This window comes from Aurantiacibacter xanthus (genome assembly GCF_003584015.1).
GTDB lineage: Bacteria > Pseudomonadota > Alphaproteobacteria > Sphingomonadales > Sphingomonadaceae > Alteraurantiacibacter > Alteraurantiacibacter xanthus.
Genome location: NZ_QXFM01000140.1, coordinates 127623 through 142879, shown reverse-complemented (window position 1 = coordinate 142879; position 15257 = coordinate 127623). Strand labels below are relative to the sequence as shown.

Sequence of the window (15257 nt, the reverse complement as noted above, 5' to 3'; positions counted from 1 at the left end):
CGGTGTGACCGCATAGTGAAATGTGGTGACGCCAGACTGCCGCTGGAACGGCCTGAGGCCTGAACAGTTGCCAAGACCATAAAGACGATGGAGTCATAAGAATGACCAAAGGCACACTTTCCGCGCGTATCCGTAAGGAACCGGCACCCGAACCGAAAGTGGAGAAACCTGCGCGTGCATCCGCACCGGCCCCTGCGAAGGGCAACGGTAACGGCAACCTGCAGGACCAGTTCCTTAACCACCTGCGCCGCGAGAAAATGCCGGTGACCATGTTTCTGGTCAAAGGCGTGAAGCTGCAGGGGATCGTCACGTGGTTCGACAACTTCTCGATCCTGCTGCGCCGCGATGGCCAGTCGCAGCTGGTCTACAAGCACGCGATCTCCACCATCATGCCGGGCGACCCGGTCGATGCCGACCAGTTCGCCAGCGCCGAGGGTAACCGCAAGCAGCGCCTGTTGCAGGACGTGTTCCTCACCCGCGTTCGCGAAGCGGGCGTGCAGGTGACGATGTTCCTTGTGAACGGCGTGATGCTGCAGGGCCGGATCGCTTCGTTCGATCTGTTTTGCATGCTGCTCGAACGCGAAGGCTATGTACAGCTGGCCTACAAGCATGCAGTGTCCACCATTCAACCCGCGAGCCCGGTCGATTTGTCCGGTGACTTCGACGACGATGGTGACGAGGACTAGGTAAACCCCATTTTCGAAAACGACGAGATTGCCGGCGAGGTCACCCGCGGAGCGCGGGCCCTCGTCGTGTGCCCTGACATCCGCCGCGCCCGCTCTGGCGCTGATCCTGAAGCGCGTCTCGAAGAGGCGAAGGGACTGGCGCTGGCCATCGGGCTGGTGGTGGCTGACGCTGCGATCATTCCGATCCGCGATATCCGTCCCAACACCCTGTTCGGCGAGGGGCAGGTGCAGCGGATCGCTACCGACTGCGAGCTGCACGAGGCCGATCTGGTCGTCGTCGACGGTGCGCTTACCGCGATTCAGCAGCGCAACCTTGAGGAAAAGCTCAAGCGCAAGGTGATCGACCGCACCGGGCTGATCCTCGAAATCTTCGGTGAACGCGCGGCAACGGCGGAAGGCCGGTTGCAGGTCGAGCTCGCGCACCTCGACTATCAGCAGAGCCGTCTCGTGCGCAGCTGGACTCACCTTGAACGCCAGCGCGGCGGCTTCGGCTTCCTCGGCGGCCCCGGCGAAACGCAGATCGAGGCCGACCGCCGCATGATCCGCGACCGCATGGGCAAGCTGCGGCGCGAACTCGAACAGGTCCGCAAGACACGCGAGCTGCACCGCAAGCGGCGGGGCAGGGCGCCGTGGCCGGTGGTGGCGCTGGTGGGCTACACCAATGCCGGCAAGTCCACGCTGTTCAACCGTCTGACCGGGGAAGGGGTGATGGCCGAAGACATGCTCTTCGCCACGCTTGACCCGACCATGCGCGCCATTGGCCTGCCGGGTGTCGAAAAGGCGATCCTGTCCGACACGGTGGGCTTTATCTCCGACCTGCCGACCCAGCTTGTCGCCGCCTTCCGCGCGACGCTTGAAGAGGTGACGGCGGCTGACATCGTGCTCCACGTGCGCGACATGGCCAACCCCGACAGCGCCGCGCAGAAGCGCCATGTGCTCGACGTGCTGACCGAACTCGACGTGATCGACGGGGAGGGCGGTGAAAGCGACATGCCCATCGTTGAGGTGTGGAACAAGTGGGACCTGATCGACGAGGAACGCCGGATCGAACTTGAGGGCCTTGCCGCAAGTGACGAAAATATCCTGCCAATCTCGGCCATGACCGGGCTCGGCGTCGATGATCTGCTGGCGCGTCTGGGCCAGTTGCTGACGGAAGGGGCGCGCCTGCACGAGATGGTCCTGCCTGCCTCGGACGGCCAGCGCATCGCTTGGCTGCATGCGCACGGCGAGGTGCTCGAAGATGCTGATGGCGGCGAGGGTGAGCAGGGCCCCCTGCGGACAATCCGCGTCCGCCTTACCGAGAAAGAACGTGGCCGGTTCGAAGCACTTAAGGATTAGTCCTTAGAGTTCATGTGAACTTCGGCCCGCTTGGCGCGCTGCCAGTATTCTTCTTGCTCGTCGAGCGTAAGCGCCGCGAAATCGACGCCATCTGCGGCGGACATCGCTTCCATCGCGTGAAAGCGCCGCTCGAACTTGGCATTGGTGGCCTTGAGCGCCTGTTCCGGGTCGACGCCGTAGCGGCGCACCACATTGACCGCCGCGAACAGCACGTCACCGGCTTCGAGCAGGCGTTCCTCGTCTGTTTCGGCAGCGTCGAGTTCCGCCAGCTCCTCGGCGAGTTTCTCTTTCGGAGCGCTGGTGTCTGGCCAGTCGAACCCAACGCGGGCGGCGCGCTTTTGCAGCTTGTCAGCGCGCATCAGCGCCGGGAGCGCGCGCGCCACGCCGTCAAGCGCGCTGACCGCGCCTTCGGAGCGGCGCTCGGCGGCCTTGATGTCTTCCCAGCGGGCCTTGTCCATCGTGCCGCCTTCGTCACCGAAGATATGCGGGTGGCGCGCTTCCATCTTGTCGGAAATGGCGCGGGCGACATCGTCGAAGGCGAAGTGACCGGCTTCCTCGGCCATGCGCGCGTGGAACACGACCTGGAACAACAGGTCGCCAAGTTCGCTGCGCAGCTCGTCCATGGCCGCGCGCTCGATGGCGTCGGCGACCTCATAGGCTTCCTCGATCGTGTACGGCGCGATCGTGGCGAAGGTCTGGGCCTTGTCCCAGTCGCAACCCCGCTCAGGATCGCGCAGCGTGGCCATGATCGCAAGGAGGCGGGTGAGTTGCTCGGACACGGGCCCTCTTCCTGATTGACTAGAGACTGATAATATATATTATGTTAAATATTGAGTGCTATTGGACGGACAGCAGCTCAGCTTATGGCCCCGAATATCAGGGCGGCGACCCCGAAAATGACAATCCATGCCAGCGCCATCGCCAGTGTCTTGTTGCGGCTGACGCGCCAGCTGCGGTAACCGCTTACAACCAGCGCCAGCCAACCGACCAGCAGCACAATCTGGAGAATGTCGCCTTCGCTCATGCCTTCAGCTCAAGCCCGTCGAACCCGACCAGCACATTGGCCGGAACTTCCGCGCAGAGCGTCTGATAGTCCATGCTGAAGTCGAGATGCGTCAGCACGGTCTTGCCAGCACCCACGCGCCTGCCGAAATCCACTGCCATATCGAGGTGGCAATGGGTGGGATGCGGCGCGCGGCGCAGACAGTCGCATACGAGCACATCGACGCCCGCGAACAGCGCCAGCATGTCATCCGTAATTTCACTGAAGTCTGTGGTGTAACCGATTGATTTGCCGTCTGCATCGAACCGATAGCCGGTGCTCATCGTCGGCCCGTGCGGCATCTCGACCGAGCCGACCTTGAAGCCCGCATGGATGCGCAGCGTCTCCAGCGTGTTCAGCTCGACGATGGTCGGATAACCGTGCTGACCGGCGAACACATAGTCGAACCGGCGGCGCAGCCTGCGCGCGGTTTCCTGCGAGGCGAACCCCGGAATTGCCGCCGCCCGGCCATAGCGCAGCGGGCGCAGGTCATCGACGCCGTGGCAATGGTCGGCGTGGTCGTGAGTCCAGAACACGCCGTCGAGCCGGTCGATGCCGTTGGCGAGCAGCTGCTGGCGCAGATCGGTCGAGGTGTCGACGAGCAGGCGGTTACCCTCCTCGCTTTCGACCACGATCGACACGCGGGTGCGGCGGTTTCTCGGTTCGGCCGGGTCGCAGTCGCCCCAGTTGTTGCCCACGCGCGGAACGCCGGTGGAAGTGCCGGAACCGAGCATGATCAGCTTCATGGAGCGGCCTTCGCAAACAGGCGGAAGAAATTGGCGCTGGTGCTGGCGGAAAGCCCGGCAAGGTCTTCGCCGCGCAGGTCGGCCACGAACTGCGCGGTGTCGCGCACGAAGCCCGGCTCACACGGCTTGCCGCGATGCGGGACCGGCGCGAGGAACGGGCTGTCGGTCTCCACCAGCAACCGGTCAGCCGGGATTTCCTTCACGAATTCCTGTAGATCGGTCGCATTCTTGAACGTGACGATGCCCGAAATCGAGATCGTCAGCCCAAGGTCCAGCACCTTGCGGCCAAACTCGGGCGAGGCGGTGAAGCAGTGGATCAGCGCGGGGAAGGCCCCCTGCCCCATTTCCTCGGCCAGGATCGCGGCGGTGTCGTCGTCGGCATCGCGGGTGTGGATCACCAGCGGCAGCCCGGTCTCGCGCGCGACACCGATGTGCATCCGGAACAGCGCCTGCTGCACCGCGCGGTCGGACTTGTCGTAATAGTAGTCGAGCCCGCTTTCGCCGATCCCGATCACGCGCGGGTGACGCGTCGCTTCGAGCAGCACTTCGCGCCCGAGGTCGGCGTGCTGGTCGGCCTCGTGCGGGTGGATGCCGACCGTGGCCCAGACATCGCTCTCACGCTCGGCGGTGGCGACGACGTCCTGCCACTCGCTCTGCCGGGTCGAGATATTGAGGAAACCTGCGACGCCTGCCGCACGGGCGCGGCCCAGAACTGCGTCCTGTTGCTCGGCCAGACCTTTGTAATTCAGGTGACAATGGCTGTCGATCAGAGTGGCGGCGGTTGTGGTCACACCTCGGCGTCCTCGGCCTGCGGCATGTCGAGGCGCGGGAACTGGCCCTCGGGCTTGGCAAGGCGGAAATCGCTGGCCGCAAGCGGCGCATACCAGTCGGAGCCGATGGCTGCGAATGTGCGCAGATCCTCGCTGATACCCATCGCATCGAGCAGGCGGCCCATGGAGCCCGGCATGACCGGAACCACCGCCACCGCCAGTTGCGCGATGCAGCGGTAGAGCACGGCCAGCACCGTCTCCATCCGGGCGAAGTCGGTCTTTTTCAGCGCCCAGGGCGCCTCGGCGTCGATATAGGCGTTGCAGGCGAAGACCGCGCCCATCCAGGCCTCAAGTGCCTGCGAGAAGGCAAGCTCGGTGTAGTGCGCAGGCATTTCCTCACCCACCACCCGCGCGACCTGCGCGAGCAACGTCTCGTCGGCTTCGGTCAGGCCATTGACCGGCGGCAGCGCGCCGTCGCAGTTCTTGAACACCTGGCTCAGCGTGCGCTGGGCAAGGTTGCCGAAGCTGTTGGCCAGTTCCGAATTGTTGCGATTTACAATCGCTTCGCGCGACCATCCGCCATCCTGTCCGAAGCTGAACTCGCGCAGCAGGAAATAGCGCAGCGTATCGACGCCATAGGCATCGGCCAGCTCGCCCGGATCGGTGACATTGCCGAGCGATTTCGATTCCTTCACCCCGCGATTGAGCAGGAAACCATGGGCAAAAACCTGCCTGGGCAGCGCGATCCCGGCGCTCATCAGGAAGGCGGGCCAGTAGACCGTGTGGAACCGCGTAATGTCCTTGCCAATTAGGTGCAGATCGGCGGGCCAGAACTTCGAAAAGTCCTCGCAATCATCGGGATAGCCGACACCCGTAAGGTAGTTTGTGAGCGCATCGACCCACACATACATCACGTGGTCTTCCGAGCCCGGCACCTTCACACCCCAGTCGAAGCTGGTGCGGCTCACCGACAGATCGCGCAGGCCACCCTCGACAAAGCGCATGACCTCGTTGCGGCGGCTTTCCGGGCGGATGAAATCGGGGTTTTCGTTGTACAGCGCCAGTAGTTTGTCGCCATATTCGGACAGCTTGAAGAACCAGCTCTCCTCAACCGTCCACTCGACCGGCGTGCCCTGCGGCGAGAGCTTTACCCCGCCCTCGCCCTCGGTCAGCTCGCTTTCGTCGTAGTATGCTTCGTCGCGGACCGAGTACCAGCCCTCGTAGCGGTCGAGGTAGAGGTCGCCATTGGCTTCCATCGCCTTCCAGATCGCCTGACTGGCGCGGTGGTGATCAGCCTCGGTGGTGCGGATGAAACGATCATACGAGATGTTAAGCTGCTCAAACAGACTACGGAAATACCCTGACATTTCGTCAGCCAGTTCGCGTGGGGTCTGCCCAAGATCGCGCGCCTTCTGCGCCATCTTGAGGCCGTGCTCGTCGGTGCCGGTCTGGAACCGGACCTCGCGCCCCATCTGGCGATGGAAGCGCGCGAGCACGTCGGCGGCAATGGTCTCGTAGGCATGGCCGATATGCGGCTTGCCGTTGGGATAGTGAATCGCGGTGGTAAGATAAAAAGGATCAGCCATTGGCGGATGCTCTAGAAGCGGCGAACTGGCTGAGCAAGGTGCCGATCTCCATTACCAGCAGTCCGGGGTCGAAATTGTAGGTTGGCACTTCCCCTGCAAGGCGCACAAGTTCGCTGTGTGCCTCGACCAAAGCCGGGATTTCCGCGTGGCTGACATGGCGCATGTGCTCGGCCACCACCGCGCGGGCCAGCTCAATGGCGGCCTGCTGACGCTGACGATCGGGCCGTGCGCCCATCGCGGTGGCGAGCCGCCCACGCAGCGCGAAGTCGCGGTCGCCCTCGGCGAGAATGCGCTGCATCAGCTGATGAATGGTGCCGAGGTCCAGCTCAACGAAATCAATCGCCACGCCGGGCGATCCACCCGCGGCGGCGATAGCGGCGGCGCGCATGGCGGCATCGGCCTGCGGAGCTTCGCGCGCCAGCACAGCGTCCATATCCTCAGGGCCGACCTCGGGGAAACGCAGCACCCGGCAGCGCGAGCGGATCGTCGGCAACAGACGGCTCAGGCGATGAGCAACCAGCAGGAAGAAGGTGCCCACCGGCGGCTCCTCAAGGCTCTTGAGCAGCGCGTTGGCGGTCGGGGTTTCCATGTCGTCGGCCGGGTCGATGATGACCGCGCGGCGGCTCCCAAGGCTCGGACGGGTGTTGAGCCGCTGTTGCAGCGCGCGGATCTGGTCGATCTTGATGTTGCGCGCCAGTTCGTAGGGCTTTCCGTCGGCCTTCTTGCGCGCTTCCTTGTCGTCCTTGGGCGGATGGGTGACGTAGAGCACGTCCGGGTGCTCGCCGCTGGGTTGCGGCACGCCGGGTTCGGCCACCAGCTCGCGTGCGGCGGCAAGCGCGAAGGCCGACTTGCCGACCCCGCGTCTGCCCGACAGAATCCACCCGTGGTGCATCCGGTGGCCCGACAGCGCGCGCCGCCACTCGGCCCAGGCCTCTTCGTGGCCGATATAGCTCATGCCAGCGCCTCGACCTCGGCCATGATCCGGGCGTGGACCTCTTCGGGCGAGCCGGTGGCCTCGATCACGCGGAACCGCTCGGGCTCCATCGCGGCGAGCGCCGCGAAGCGCGCCGCGACCGCGCGGTGATAGTCTGCCGGGCGGCCACCGATGCGGTCGCTGTTGTCGCCATCTCGTGCGGCCAAACGGTCAGCGACCTGCTCGGGAGCCGCACTCAATAGCAGGGTAAGGTCAGGCAGCAGCCCGCGCGAACCGACGGCGTGGAGGGTGCAGATATCGGCGTCAGTCAGCCCCCCTTCCCCACCCTGATAGGCGCGGGTCGAATCCAGAAACCTATCGCACACCACCCATCGCCCCGCAGCCAGCGCAGGCTCGATGGCCTCGGCGACATGATCGGCGCGGGCGGCGGCGAACAGCAGCGTCTCGCTGGCGGGGCCGAAGCTCTGCGCGGGGTCAAGCAACAGCGTCCGGATCGCTTCGGCACCGGGGGTGCCACCGGGCTCGCGGGTGAGCAGCGGTCTATGCCCCCTCGCCTCCAGCGCGGCGGCGAGCATGCGCGCCTGCGTCGACTTGCCGACGCCCTCCCCGCCCTCGAAGGTGATGAACCGTCCGCGCATTACCCGAACCACTTGGCAAAGGCATTGCCAATGCGGCGGATCAGGCCCGCCTTGGCCACATCCTCGGTCGCCAGCAACGGCGCGTCGACCACCACTGCTCCGCTGGCGTCGCGCAATTGCAGCCGCGCGACCGGATCGCCCTTGGCAATCGGCGCTTCGACCGGGCCGCGATAGGCGATGGCCAGCTTCATCGTATGCGCAGGGTCCGCCGGAAGGGCGGCGGCAAAGTCGCTCTCCAGCGCAAGACCGACCGAACGCGATGCCCCGTCCTGGACCTGTGCGCGGCCCATCCTCGTCCCGGCCGCAAACAGACGTTTGGGATCAAAGTCGCGAAAACCCCATTCGATGAGATTGCGGCCTACCGTGTCACGCAGACGCGCCGTCGGAGAGCCCGCGATCACCACGATCAGCCTGCGCCCGCCCCGTGCCGCCGTACCCAGCAGGGTATAGCCAGCTTCGGCAGTATAGCCGGTCTTGAGGCCATCGCCGCCCTCCACCTGGCCCGTAATCGGATCGTGGTTGGTCTGGGTAATCTCACCCCATTTGAGCCGGCGGTGGCCGAAAAAACGGCCGTAAAGCGCCGGATAGTCCTGTGTGACAGCGCGGCCCAGCTTCACCAGATCGGCAGCCGTGGTGTAGGTCTTGCCGCCATCGGGGTAGCCGTTGGGCGAGCCGAAATGGCTGTCATTCATGCCCAGCGCGGCGGCATTGGCGTTCATCAGATCCAGCCAGGCCCCGGTCGAACCGGTGGCGGCTTCGGCCAGTGCCATGCTGGCATCGTTGCCCGACACGGTCGTGATCCCGAGCAAGAGCTGGCCGATGGTCGGCCGCTCGCCCGCGCGCAGGAACATGTTCGAGCCCTCGGCATACCATTCGTCTTCCAGCGCCTGGGTATAGAGGAAATGCCGATCGAGCTTGAGCTTGCCCTCGCCCACCAGCTTGAAGGCGGTGTAGGCGGTCATCACCTTGGTGACCGAGGCAGGCACGAACCGCCGGTTGGGCTCGCGCGCATAGAGCGGCTGGCCGGTCCACAGATCGACCAGCAGCGCGACCGGGATTTCATCCGGAACCGGCGCGGGCGTGGCAGGCTGGGCATGGGCAGAGGCCGTCAGCGACACACCGGCGGCAAGAACAACAAGCCAGACCTTAACTTTTTTCACGCCCACTCCGCATTGCGTGGCGGCGGACGCTGCTTGGTCGCCGCTCAGTCGTTGGTGAAGATTCGTGCGTCGCTATAGCCCGCAGCCCGCACCTTGGCGAGCGAGGCCTCAGCTTCTGCACGGCTTGCGAAGGGGCCAGTGCGAACACGGTAGAAGCGGCCAGATGGCGAAACCATCCCATCCAGAGCACGAGCGGCCCGTTCCGCATTGGTCTGATTGGAAAAGGTGGCCGCCTGAACGACGAAGCCACTGGCAATCGGCGCAGTGGGTCTGGCGACGGACGCTTGCGGCTCGCGCGGTGCAGCGGCGGGTGCAGGAGCAGGAGCAGGTAGGGGGGCGAACTCGGGTGCGGGCGGAGGAAGCACCTCGGCCTGAGCTTGGGGAACGGCAGGCCCCGGTGCCTGCGCGGTCGCTTGCGGCGCCGGGGCCGTACTCACGGGCGCGGGTGGCAACTGGCGCTTGAGCACGGCGACCAGCGACATCGGCGTATCCATCCGCAGCGGCGCCTCGCCGCCTGCGCGTAGCTCCGCGCGCTGGACCTCGGGCGGATTGACGCGGCGCACGCGCACAGGCGTATCCGCGCTCACGCCAAGCTGCGTCATCGCAGCGGGCGAAAGGGCCAGCAGCCTGGTCGAGTCCATCGGTCCGCGCCGTTCGACCCGGGCGAGGATCGTGCGGCCGCTTTCCAGCGAAGTGACCTCGATATAGCTCGGCACCGGCAGGGTGTGGTGCGCGGCAGTAATCCCGGCCATGTCCGTCGGAGCAGCGAGGTAGCCGACCTCATCGTAGTTGAGCGTGTCGCTGGGCGTGAAGGTGGTGCCGGCGATAACATAGGGCTCGCCCACCAGCACCGGATAGTCCGCGCTTGGTCCGTTGACCGCAGCCGCTGCCACGACCGGGATGCGCTCTGCAGCGCCGGACGCGCTGGCACAGCCGGCCAGCACGACAAGACCTGATACGGCAGCAAGCCCCGCCAGCAGGCGGGCACGCCGGTTATCGAACAATTTCATCTGCAAGCAACCCCACACTCATCGCGTAGTAATTCGAGCAGTTGTATTCGAGGATAACCCTATAATTCTGCGTTAAGAGATAGCCCGGAGCCGCCGGACCATCGGGCTCGAACAGCGCGGTGAGCACGTCATCGCCGATCGGAGCCATCGGGGTGATGCCGCGCTCCTTCCATTCGCGCACGGTCAGCCAGCGGCTGTGCCGCTCGTGTACGCGCGGGCATACCGGAGCAATGGCAGCGCTTTCGATCCCGCTGCGGTCTGCCGAATTGGGCACGAAGGCGCGCACAGCCCAGGGCTGGCCCGGTCGCCAGCCAGCATCGTGAAAATAGTTGGCAATCGAATAGAGCGTGTCGGCGCGCGAGTTCCAGATATCGCGCACGCCGTCGCCATCGCCGTCACGGGCAAGGCGCAAATAAACGCTGGGGAGGAACTGCGGATTGCCGAAAGCGCCCGCCCAGCTTCCCACCAGACTGGCCCTCGGAATGCCGCTGTCGGCGATCTTCAGAACGTCGATCAGTTCGCGCTCGAACAGGTCGCGGCGGCGGCCTTCCCATGCGAGCGTCGCTAGCGAACGCGGCAGATCGAACGAGCCCTTCACCGCGCCATAGGCCGTTTCGTGTCCCCAGATCGCCACCAGATACTGCGCCGGAACGCCATATTCGCGCTCCACCTGGGCCGCCAGCGAGCCAAGCGAGCGATAGGCTGAACGCCCGCCGTCGATCCGTGCCCGCGAATTGTGGCGGTCGATGTAATTGGCCATCGAGGGAAAGCCGGTGCTGGTGGTGGAGCCGCTCGACGAAACATTGTCACGGTCGAGCGCCATAACGCGCTCGTTCGGAGTCAGCCCGGCGAACACGTTGGCGATGGTGGCATCGCTCACACCCTCGGCGCGGGCCTTCTGGCCGACGCTTGCGAGATAGGCGGAAAAGGTCTCCTGCTGGGCGGAAGCGGCGCTTCCGATCGAGGCAAACAGGGAAAAAGCGGCGGCCGAAGCAAGCAATCGAGTAATCATGCCAGCGATCTTAGGCTGCCGGGCTGGCGGGGCAAACGGCAAATTTGCCCCGCCAGCCCGGTTTGTCGCAAACTCTGGTCAGTCCGCGTAGGGCGGCTGCATGCCGGGGTTTTCGGCCAGCATCTCGGCAAAGGGCTTGAAGCCGCAATTGTCCTCGGCGCAATAGGTCACCGTGTGAACATAGCGGATCTTGCCGTCCTCGATGCGGAAGGTGTGGCTGTCGGGACGACCGCTGGCACCGAAATCGAGAAACACGTTGACCGCGCCCTTCGCCTCATCGACGACATAGCGGCGGTTGGTCAGTTCGACGCCGGTGGGCACGCCAACATTGCAGCTGTCTGTGTCCGCGCCGGTGCCGGTGTAGCTGCCGCCCTCCAGCCGTGCGCAAGGCGTGCCCCACGGAACCTCGACGCCGGGATCGTTGAACAGGTCAAGATAGGAATTGGCGGCGGCGATCAGTTGTTCGCGCGTGCCACGCTGGCCTTCGGGAATCTCGCTCCAGTCTTCGCGGCGAGCATATTCGTAAGTGGCCTTGGCATCGAACAGCCAGTCACCCTCATCGGTGACGATGTTGTCGAACGGGCCAACGCCGAAGAAGCCGTTGCCGATCTGGGTGGCGGCAACGATCGGACGCTCCTCGTCGAGCATGACGCTTTCGACATAAATCTTGCACTGCGTGGTATCGAGGAGAGCCATGTGCCAGTCCACATTCCGCTCCGGATAGAGGAAATTGCCAAGCGAGGACCGCTTGCCGTTCTCGTTATAATCGACCCATTCGCCGAGCTTCATCGTCATCATGGTGCCCTGCTGAATTGCCGAAACCCAGTCATCGGCGATGCCCTGAAGCATGGCACGATCGCACCCGCCCTGCGCGGCAGCAGGCGAAGCCACGGCCATGGCCACGCCGGCGAAAAGGAATGCGGAAATCTTGCGAACCATGGTCGGTATCATCCTCTCTCTATACGCTTTGATGCGATTGGCTTTTCGCCGTGTGCAGGCGCGCCATATCAAGCATGAGCTGCTATGTCGCGCCGCCTGGGCAGCTGCCCGTCACATCGGTAGTTCGCGCCTTCGATACCCAATGGGCAAAAGCGTGTCATCAACAAGTTGACTGTGTCTGGAACGAAGAGACACTACTTTTCATCACCTATGATGACATTTGCCTGAATTGCGGCTAGCGCGCGCCAACCGGCTCCACGGACAGGTGGCAGAGCGGTTGAATGCACCGGTCTTGAAAACCGGCGAGGATGCAAGTCCTCCGTGGGTTCGAATCCCACCCTGTCCGCCACTTCGGTATAAAACCGGGAACGCCGATTACCGCCGATTTCCCTCCCTTGGCGGCTACCAGCGTTCGCAATAGGACGTTCTTGTTCCCTTTGATGTAGATCGCGTCATCCGCGACCTCGACATGCTGGGCAAAGGCACGGACGTGTTCCCGCCGATAGCCGCCCTTTCCAAGCCGCAGTCGGGTGCGGACTTCGCTCGCCAATTTCCCGCACGGCTGCCCCTGTGAGACGCTGGTGGGTGGAGCTTGCGAGCACATCTTCGATCCGCTCGGGGCCCAGCAGCCTTTCCTCGATATGCGTCACCACCATGCGGTCGAGCCGCGCGGCCTTTGCAGCCGGTTTCGCCCTGCCGCGCCCCGGATCGAACAGGAGAATGCCAAGGTCTTCCTCTAGCGCCTTCTCGCGCGCACTGACGCTGGATTGCGCCACGCCGAGCGCGTTGGCGGCTTTGCTAGACCTGCCGCACTAATAGCGGGTCAACGTTGCGCTAAGACCTCGGCAGTTCGTGTTGTTCTATCTGTCCCATGCGGTCTCCTATGACGATGCTGTATCGGCGAAGGCAGGGCGGGCCTTCAGTCGAGTCGACAACAAGGACTGCCCCAATCCCGCGAAGATCAAAATGATGACCCCGGCAGCCACCGCGACGCGGAAACCACTTTGCGCTCCGTAGGCATCAACCACTTGCCCGGCGACCGCCGCGCCGATGGCAGTGCCGGTGTTGAGGCTGGAGAGAAGCCATGTCAGCCCCTCGGTTAGCTTCGCTTCCGGGACAAGCCGCTCCACAAGGGTCATGGCGACGATCATGGTGGGCGCGAAGAACAGGCCGGAGACGAAGACGGCCACGGCAAGAGCCACGACGTTGCCGACGACGATCAACGGCAAGGTGGTCGCCGCCGTCGCAAGGCCGCCGATGAGCAAGAGCCTCGGAAGCGGCACACCGAGCTTGAGTGCTCCGAAGCCCAGCCCCGCGATGCATGAGCCAGCGGCATACGCCGCCAGGACGATGCTGGCGGCGGCCGGCTGCCCTTGCAACTCCGCAAAAGCCACGCTGCCAATGTCCACCGTGCCCACGACGACGCCCATCGCGACCAGAAGCAAGGCGAGGATGACGATACCGCGATCCTGTATGACCGATCCGCTGCTGCGATCCTCACCCGCTTCGAGAGGAGGTTCGGTGCGCTTCTGGGCGGCGAAGGCGAACACCCCGAGTGCAAGCGCGGCGGCCGAGGCTATGAGGGAGGCTTGCGGGAAGACGGCGACGCTCAGCCCAACCGAGATTGGAGGTCCAGCGATGAACGAGATTTCATCGAACACCGTCTCCAGCGAATAGGCGGTCTGGAGTTCGGGCTTGTTACGATAGATCGCGGTCCACCGGGCGCGGGCCATTGCTGACATGCTCGGCATGAAGCCGGCCGGCAGAGCGAAGACGAAAAGCAGCCAGTCCGGCGCATCGGTCCAGGCGATTCCGATCAGGCCGATCAGGCCGAGAACGCTGATGAGCGTGGCGATGGGCAGCACCCTTGCCTGGCCCTGCCTGTCGACCAATCGTGAGATTTGCGGCGCGGCGAGCGCGTAGGTGAAGACGAAGGTTGCGGCCACGGCCCCGGCGAGTGCGTAGCTGCCCCGGAGCTGGGAGAGCATGGTGATGATACCGATGCCGGTCATCGGCAGCGGCAGCCGGCCGATGAAGCCCGCGACCGAGAAGTCCACCGTTCCCGGCGCGCGGAACAGTTCACGATAAGGATTGGACATGGTGGCCTCCGACCACTGACGCGAACTGGACTTGGCTGTCAGATCGCAATATTAACATACGAAGCGTATAAGATGCTTATTTTGATACGCTGCGTATGTCAATTGGCATCCGCGACGTATGTCAGTCAGGAGTCAGAATGAAGCGCAGGGCACGCAGCGAGATGATCGAAGAGACCCGTGGCAAGCTGATCGAAGCGGCGCGTCGAGCGTTTGGCGACGTTGGATATGCCGAAACATCAATGGACACGTTCACGGCGTCCGCCGGTCTGACGCGCGGCGCGCTCTACCATCATTTCGGTGACAAGAAGGGTCTGTTGCTCGCTGTCGCGGAAGCAATCGACGCGGAGATGGACCAGCGGCTGGCGGCCATAACGGACAACGACGCCGATCTCTGGCAGGGTTTCTTGCACCGCTGCCATGCCTATCTGGAAATGGCGCTGGAACAGGAGGTCCAGCGTATCGTGTTGCGCGATGCGCCGTCAGTTCTCGGCGCGATCTACACACAAGCCAGCCAGCGTCAGTGTCTCACCTCGCTTTCGGCGATCCTTACCCGGCTGATGGCAGACAAGACGATCAAGCGGGGCGATCCCGAAATGCTTGCCCGACTTATCAACGGTGCCTTGGTTGATGCGGCGCTATGGATTGGGGAGGCAGATGTGCCCAAGCACCGCCTCGACACCGCCACCGCAAGCGTGAACCTTCTTCTCTCGGGCTTGAAAAGCAACGGCTAGATGGCGGGCCGGGGACTCTCTTTCCGTCCCTACTGAGCGATCCGGCGGGTTTGCAGGAAGGCATAGGCCATCATCGCCATCAAGGCGTGGCGATGGAGCCCGGTCCAGGACCGGCCCTCGAAGTGGTCGAGGTCGAGTTCCTCCTTGAGTTGCTGATGGGCCTGCTCGCAGATCCAACGCGTCTTGATCGCTCCGGTGAGGACCTTGATCGAGGTGTCGGCAGGCAGATTCGAGAGATAGTATACGCAGTTGCGCAAAGGGGCGGCGGGCGTGTTCGGTTCCCATGGTCCGTGGCTTCGTCTATCTCATCGCTATCGTTGACTGGTTCAGCCGCAAGGTCCTCAGCCACCGGATTTCGATTACGCTGGACGCCGACTTCTGCGTGGAAGCGCTCGAGAGCCTTGGCGCACTATGGCAAGCCAGAGATATTCAATACGGATCAGGGCAGCCAATCGGCCGATATCCGGGCTTCTACAATGCCCCGAGACCTCATTCGAGCCTCGGCGGGCCTACGCCCGATCAAACCTACTTTGACAATCTGCCACAGGCCGTGGCAGCGTGAATTG

General features: G+C 64.0%; 16 protein-coding genes, 1 tRNA gene and 2 pseudogenes. 6 read left to right on the top strand and 13 right to left on the bottom strand.

From position 1 onward, the window contains the following. Window positions 1–101: 101 nt before the first annotated feature. On the top strand, window positions 102–686 hold the full coding sequence (gene hfq, locus D2V17_RS18835) for an RNA chaperone Hfq (protein WP_119594686.1): 585 nt from the start codon (window positions 102–104) through the stop codon (window positions 684–686). Window positions 687–752: 66 nt separating this feature from the next. Beyond that, window positions 753–2024: a GTPase HflX gene (gene hflX, locus D2V17_RS18830; RefSeq protein WP_245978819.1), complete on the top strand. Its 1272-nt coding sequence runs from the start codon at window positions 753–755 to the stop codon at window positions 2022–2024. Here the strand turns inward: hflX and mazG are convergent. The 11 genes from mazG to D2V17_RS18780 form a co-directional block, all read right to left on the bottom strand. Beyond that, a complete protein-coding gene (gene mazG / locus D2V17_RS18825) occupies window positions 2021–2803 on the bottom strand; it encodes a nucleoside triphosphate pyrophosphohydrolase (protein ID WP_119594684.1) in 783 nt (260 codons plus the stop codon). The two genes, hflX and mazG, sit on opposite strands and share 4 nt — an antisense overlap. Before the next feature lie 77 nt (window positions 2804–2880). Beyond that, window positions 2881–3048 (bottom strand): hypothetical protein, encoded by a 168-nt coding sequence (locus D2V17_RS21485; RefSeq protein WP_191229298.1) that lies wholly within the window; start codon window positions 3046–3048, stop codon window positions 2881–2883. Then, complete coding sequence (locus tag D2V17_RS18820) at window positions 3045–3812, bottom strand: MBL fold metallo-hydrolase (protein ID WP_119594683.1); 768 nt, start codon at window positions 3810–3812, stop codon at window positions 3045–3047. Before D2V17_RS18820 ends, D2V17_RS21485 begins: the two co-directional genes overlap by 4 nt. After that, complete coding sequence (locus D2V17_RS18815) at window positions 3809–4603, bottom strand: TatD family hydrolase (protein WP_245978818.1); 795 nt, start codon at window positions 4601–4603, stop codon at window positions 3809–3811. Before D2V17_RS18815 ends, D2V17_RS18820 begins: the two co-directional genes overlap by 4 nt. Further along, window positions 4600–6168, bottom strand: a complete 1569-nt coding sequence (metG, locus tag D2V17_RS18810; protein WP_119594682.1) for a methionine--tRNA ligase — start codon at window positions 6166–6168, stop codon at window positions 4600–4602. Before metG ends, D2V17_RS18815 begins: the two co-directional genes overlap by 4 nt. Continuing rightward, window positions 6161–7123 carry a DNA polymerase III subunit delta' gene (locus D2V17_RS18805; protein ID WP_119594681.1) on the bottom strand — a complete coding sequence of 321 codons (963 nt, stop codon included), beginning with the start codon at window positions 7121–7123 and terminating at the stop codon, window positions 6161–6163. The genes metG and D2V17_RS18805 overlap by 8 nt, the downstream gene beginning before the upstream one ends. Further along, complete coding sequence (gene tmk, locus D2V17_RS18800; protein WP_119594680.1) at window positions 7120–7740, bottom strand: dTMP kinase; 621 nt, start codon at window positions 7738–7740, stop codon at window positions 7120–7122. Before tmk ends, D2V17_RS18805 begins: the two co-directional genes overlap by 4 nt. Next, window positions 7740–8900 (bottom strand): D-alanyl-D-alanine carboxypeptidase family protein, encoded by a 1161-nt coding sequence (locus tag D2V17_RS18795; protein ID WP_245978817.1) that lies wholly within the window; start codon window positions 8898–8900, stop codon window positions 7740–7742. The genes tmk and D2V17_RS18795 overlap by 1 nt, the downstream gene beginning before the upstream one ends. 44 nt (window positions 8901–8944) lie before the next feature. Then, window positions 8945–9910 carry an SPOR domain-containing protein gene (locus tag D2V17_RS18790; protein ID WP_119594679.1) on the bottom strand — a complete coding sequence of 322 codons (966 nt, stop codon included), beginning with the start codon at window positions 9908–9910 and terminating at the stop codon, window positions 8945–8947. Further along, window positions 9894–10922, bottom strand: coding sequence for a lytic murein transglycosylase (locus D2V17_RS18785; RefSeq protein WP_119594678.1), 1029 nt, complete (start codon window positions 10920–10922; stop codon window positions 9894–9896). The genes D2V17_RS18790 and D2V17_RS18785 overlap by 17 nt, the downstream gene beginning before the upstream one ends. A 78-nt stretch (window positions 10923–11000) precedes the next feature. Further along, a complete protein-coding gene (locus tag D2V17_RS18780; RefSeq protein WP_119594677.1) occupies window positions 11001–11861 on the bottom strand; it encodes a DUF8021 domain-containing protein in 861 nt (286 codons plus the stop codon). A gap of 259 nt (window positions 11862–12120) precedes the next feature. Here D2V17_RS18780 and D2V17_RS18775 point away from each other — a divergent pair. Both D2V17_RS18775 and D2V17_RS21975 read left to right on the top strand, forming a co-directional pair. After that, a tRNA-Ser gene (locus tag D2V17_RS18775) sits at window positions 12121–12210 on the top strand. Between the two features lie 232 nt (window positions 12211–12442). Continuing rightward, window positions 12443–12601: a hypothetical protein gene (locus tag D2V17_RS21975; protein WP_220474164.1), complete on the top strand. Its 159-nt coding sequence runs from the start codon at window positions 12443–12445 to the stop codon at window positions 12599–12601. A 141-nt stretch (window positions 12602–12742) separates the two neighbouring features. On the opposite strand, the gene D2V17_RS18765 is transcribed toward D2V17_RS21975, so the two are convergent. Then, window positions 12743–13960 carry an MFS transporter gene (locus tag D2V17_RS18765; RefSeq protein WP_119594676.1) on the bottom strand — a complete coding sequence of 406 codons (1218 nt, stop codon included), beginning with the start codon at window positions 13958–13960 and terminating at the stop codon, window positions 12743–12745. A gap of 137 nt (window positions 13961–14097) precedes the next feature. Between D2V17_RS18765 and D2V17_RS18760 the strand changes: the two genes are divergently transcribed. Continuing rightward, the gene (locus D2V17_RS18760; protein ID WP_119594675.1) at window positions 14098–14691 is read left to right on the top strand and encodes a TetR/AcrR family transcriptional regulator; all 594 of its coding nucleotides are present in this window, start codon (window positions 14098–14100) and stop codon (window positions 14689–14691) included. A gap of 29 nt (window positions 14692–14720) precedes the next feature. Here D2V17_RS18760 and D2V17_RS18755 read toward each other — a convergent pair. After that, window positions 14721–14933: pseudogene (locus D2V17_RS18755) on the bottom strand (IS701 family transposase); the annotation flags it as partial. Window positions 14934–14968: 35 nt separating this feature from the next. Here D2V17_RS18755 and D2V17_RS18750 point away from each other — a divergent pair. Beyond that, window positions 14969–15253, top strand: a pseudogene (locus tag D2V17_RS18750) (DDE-type integrase/transposase/recombinase); the annotation flags it as partial. Between the last annotated feature and the right edge of the window lie 4 nt (window positions 15254–15257).

What these genes read in the sequence shown, in the direction of transcription:
- hfq (WP_119594686.1), top strand. Translation starts at nt 102, where the DNA reads ATGACCAAAGGCACACTTTCCGCGCGTATCCGTAAGGAACCGGCACCC.
- D2V17_RS21485 (WP_191229298.1), bottom strand. Translation starts at nt 3,048, where the DNA reads ATGAGCGAAGGCGACATTCTCCAGATTGTGCTGCTGGTCGGTTGGCTG.
- D2V17_RS18820 (WP_119594683.1), bottom strand. Translation starts at nt 3,812, where the DNA reads ATGAAGCTGATCATGCTCGGTTCCGGCACTTCCACCGGCGTTCCGCGC.
- metG (WP_119594682.1), bottom strand. Translation starts at nt 6,168, where the DNA reads ATGGCTGATCCTTTTTATCTTACCACCGCGATTCACTATCCCAACGGC.
- D2V17_RS18805 (WP_119594681.1), bottom strand. Translation starts at nt 7,123, where the DNA reads ATGAGCTATATCGGCCACGAAGAGGCCTGGGCCGAGTGGCGGCGCGCG.
- tmk (WP_119594680.1), bottom strand. Translation starts at nt 7,740, where the DNA reads ATGCGCGGACGGTTCATCACCTTCGAGGGCGGGGAGGGCGTCGGCAAG.
- D2V17_RS18790 (WP_119594679.1), bottom strand. Translation starts at nt 9,910, where the DNA reads ATGAAATTGTTCGATAACCGGCGTGCCCGCCTGCTGGCGGGGCTTGCT.
- D2V17_RS18785 (WP_119594678.1), bottom strand. Translation starts at nt 10,922, where the DNA reads ATGATTACTCGATTGCTTGCTTCGGCCGCCGCTTTTTCCCTGTTTGCC.
- D2V17_RS18780 (WP_119594677.1), bottom strand. Translation starts at nt 11,861, where the DNA reads ATGGTTCGCAAGATTTCCGCATTCCTTTTCGCCGGCGTGGCCATGGCC.
- D2V17_RS18765 (WP_119594676.1), bottom strand. Translation starts at nt 13,960, where the DNA reads ATGTCCAATCCTTATCGTGAACTGTTCCGCGCGCCGGGAACGGTGGAC.
- D2V17_RS18760 (WP_119594675.1), top strand. Translation starts at nt 14,098, where the DNA reads ATGAAGCGCAGGGCACGCAGCGAGATGATCGAAGAGACCCGTGGCAAG.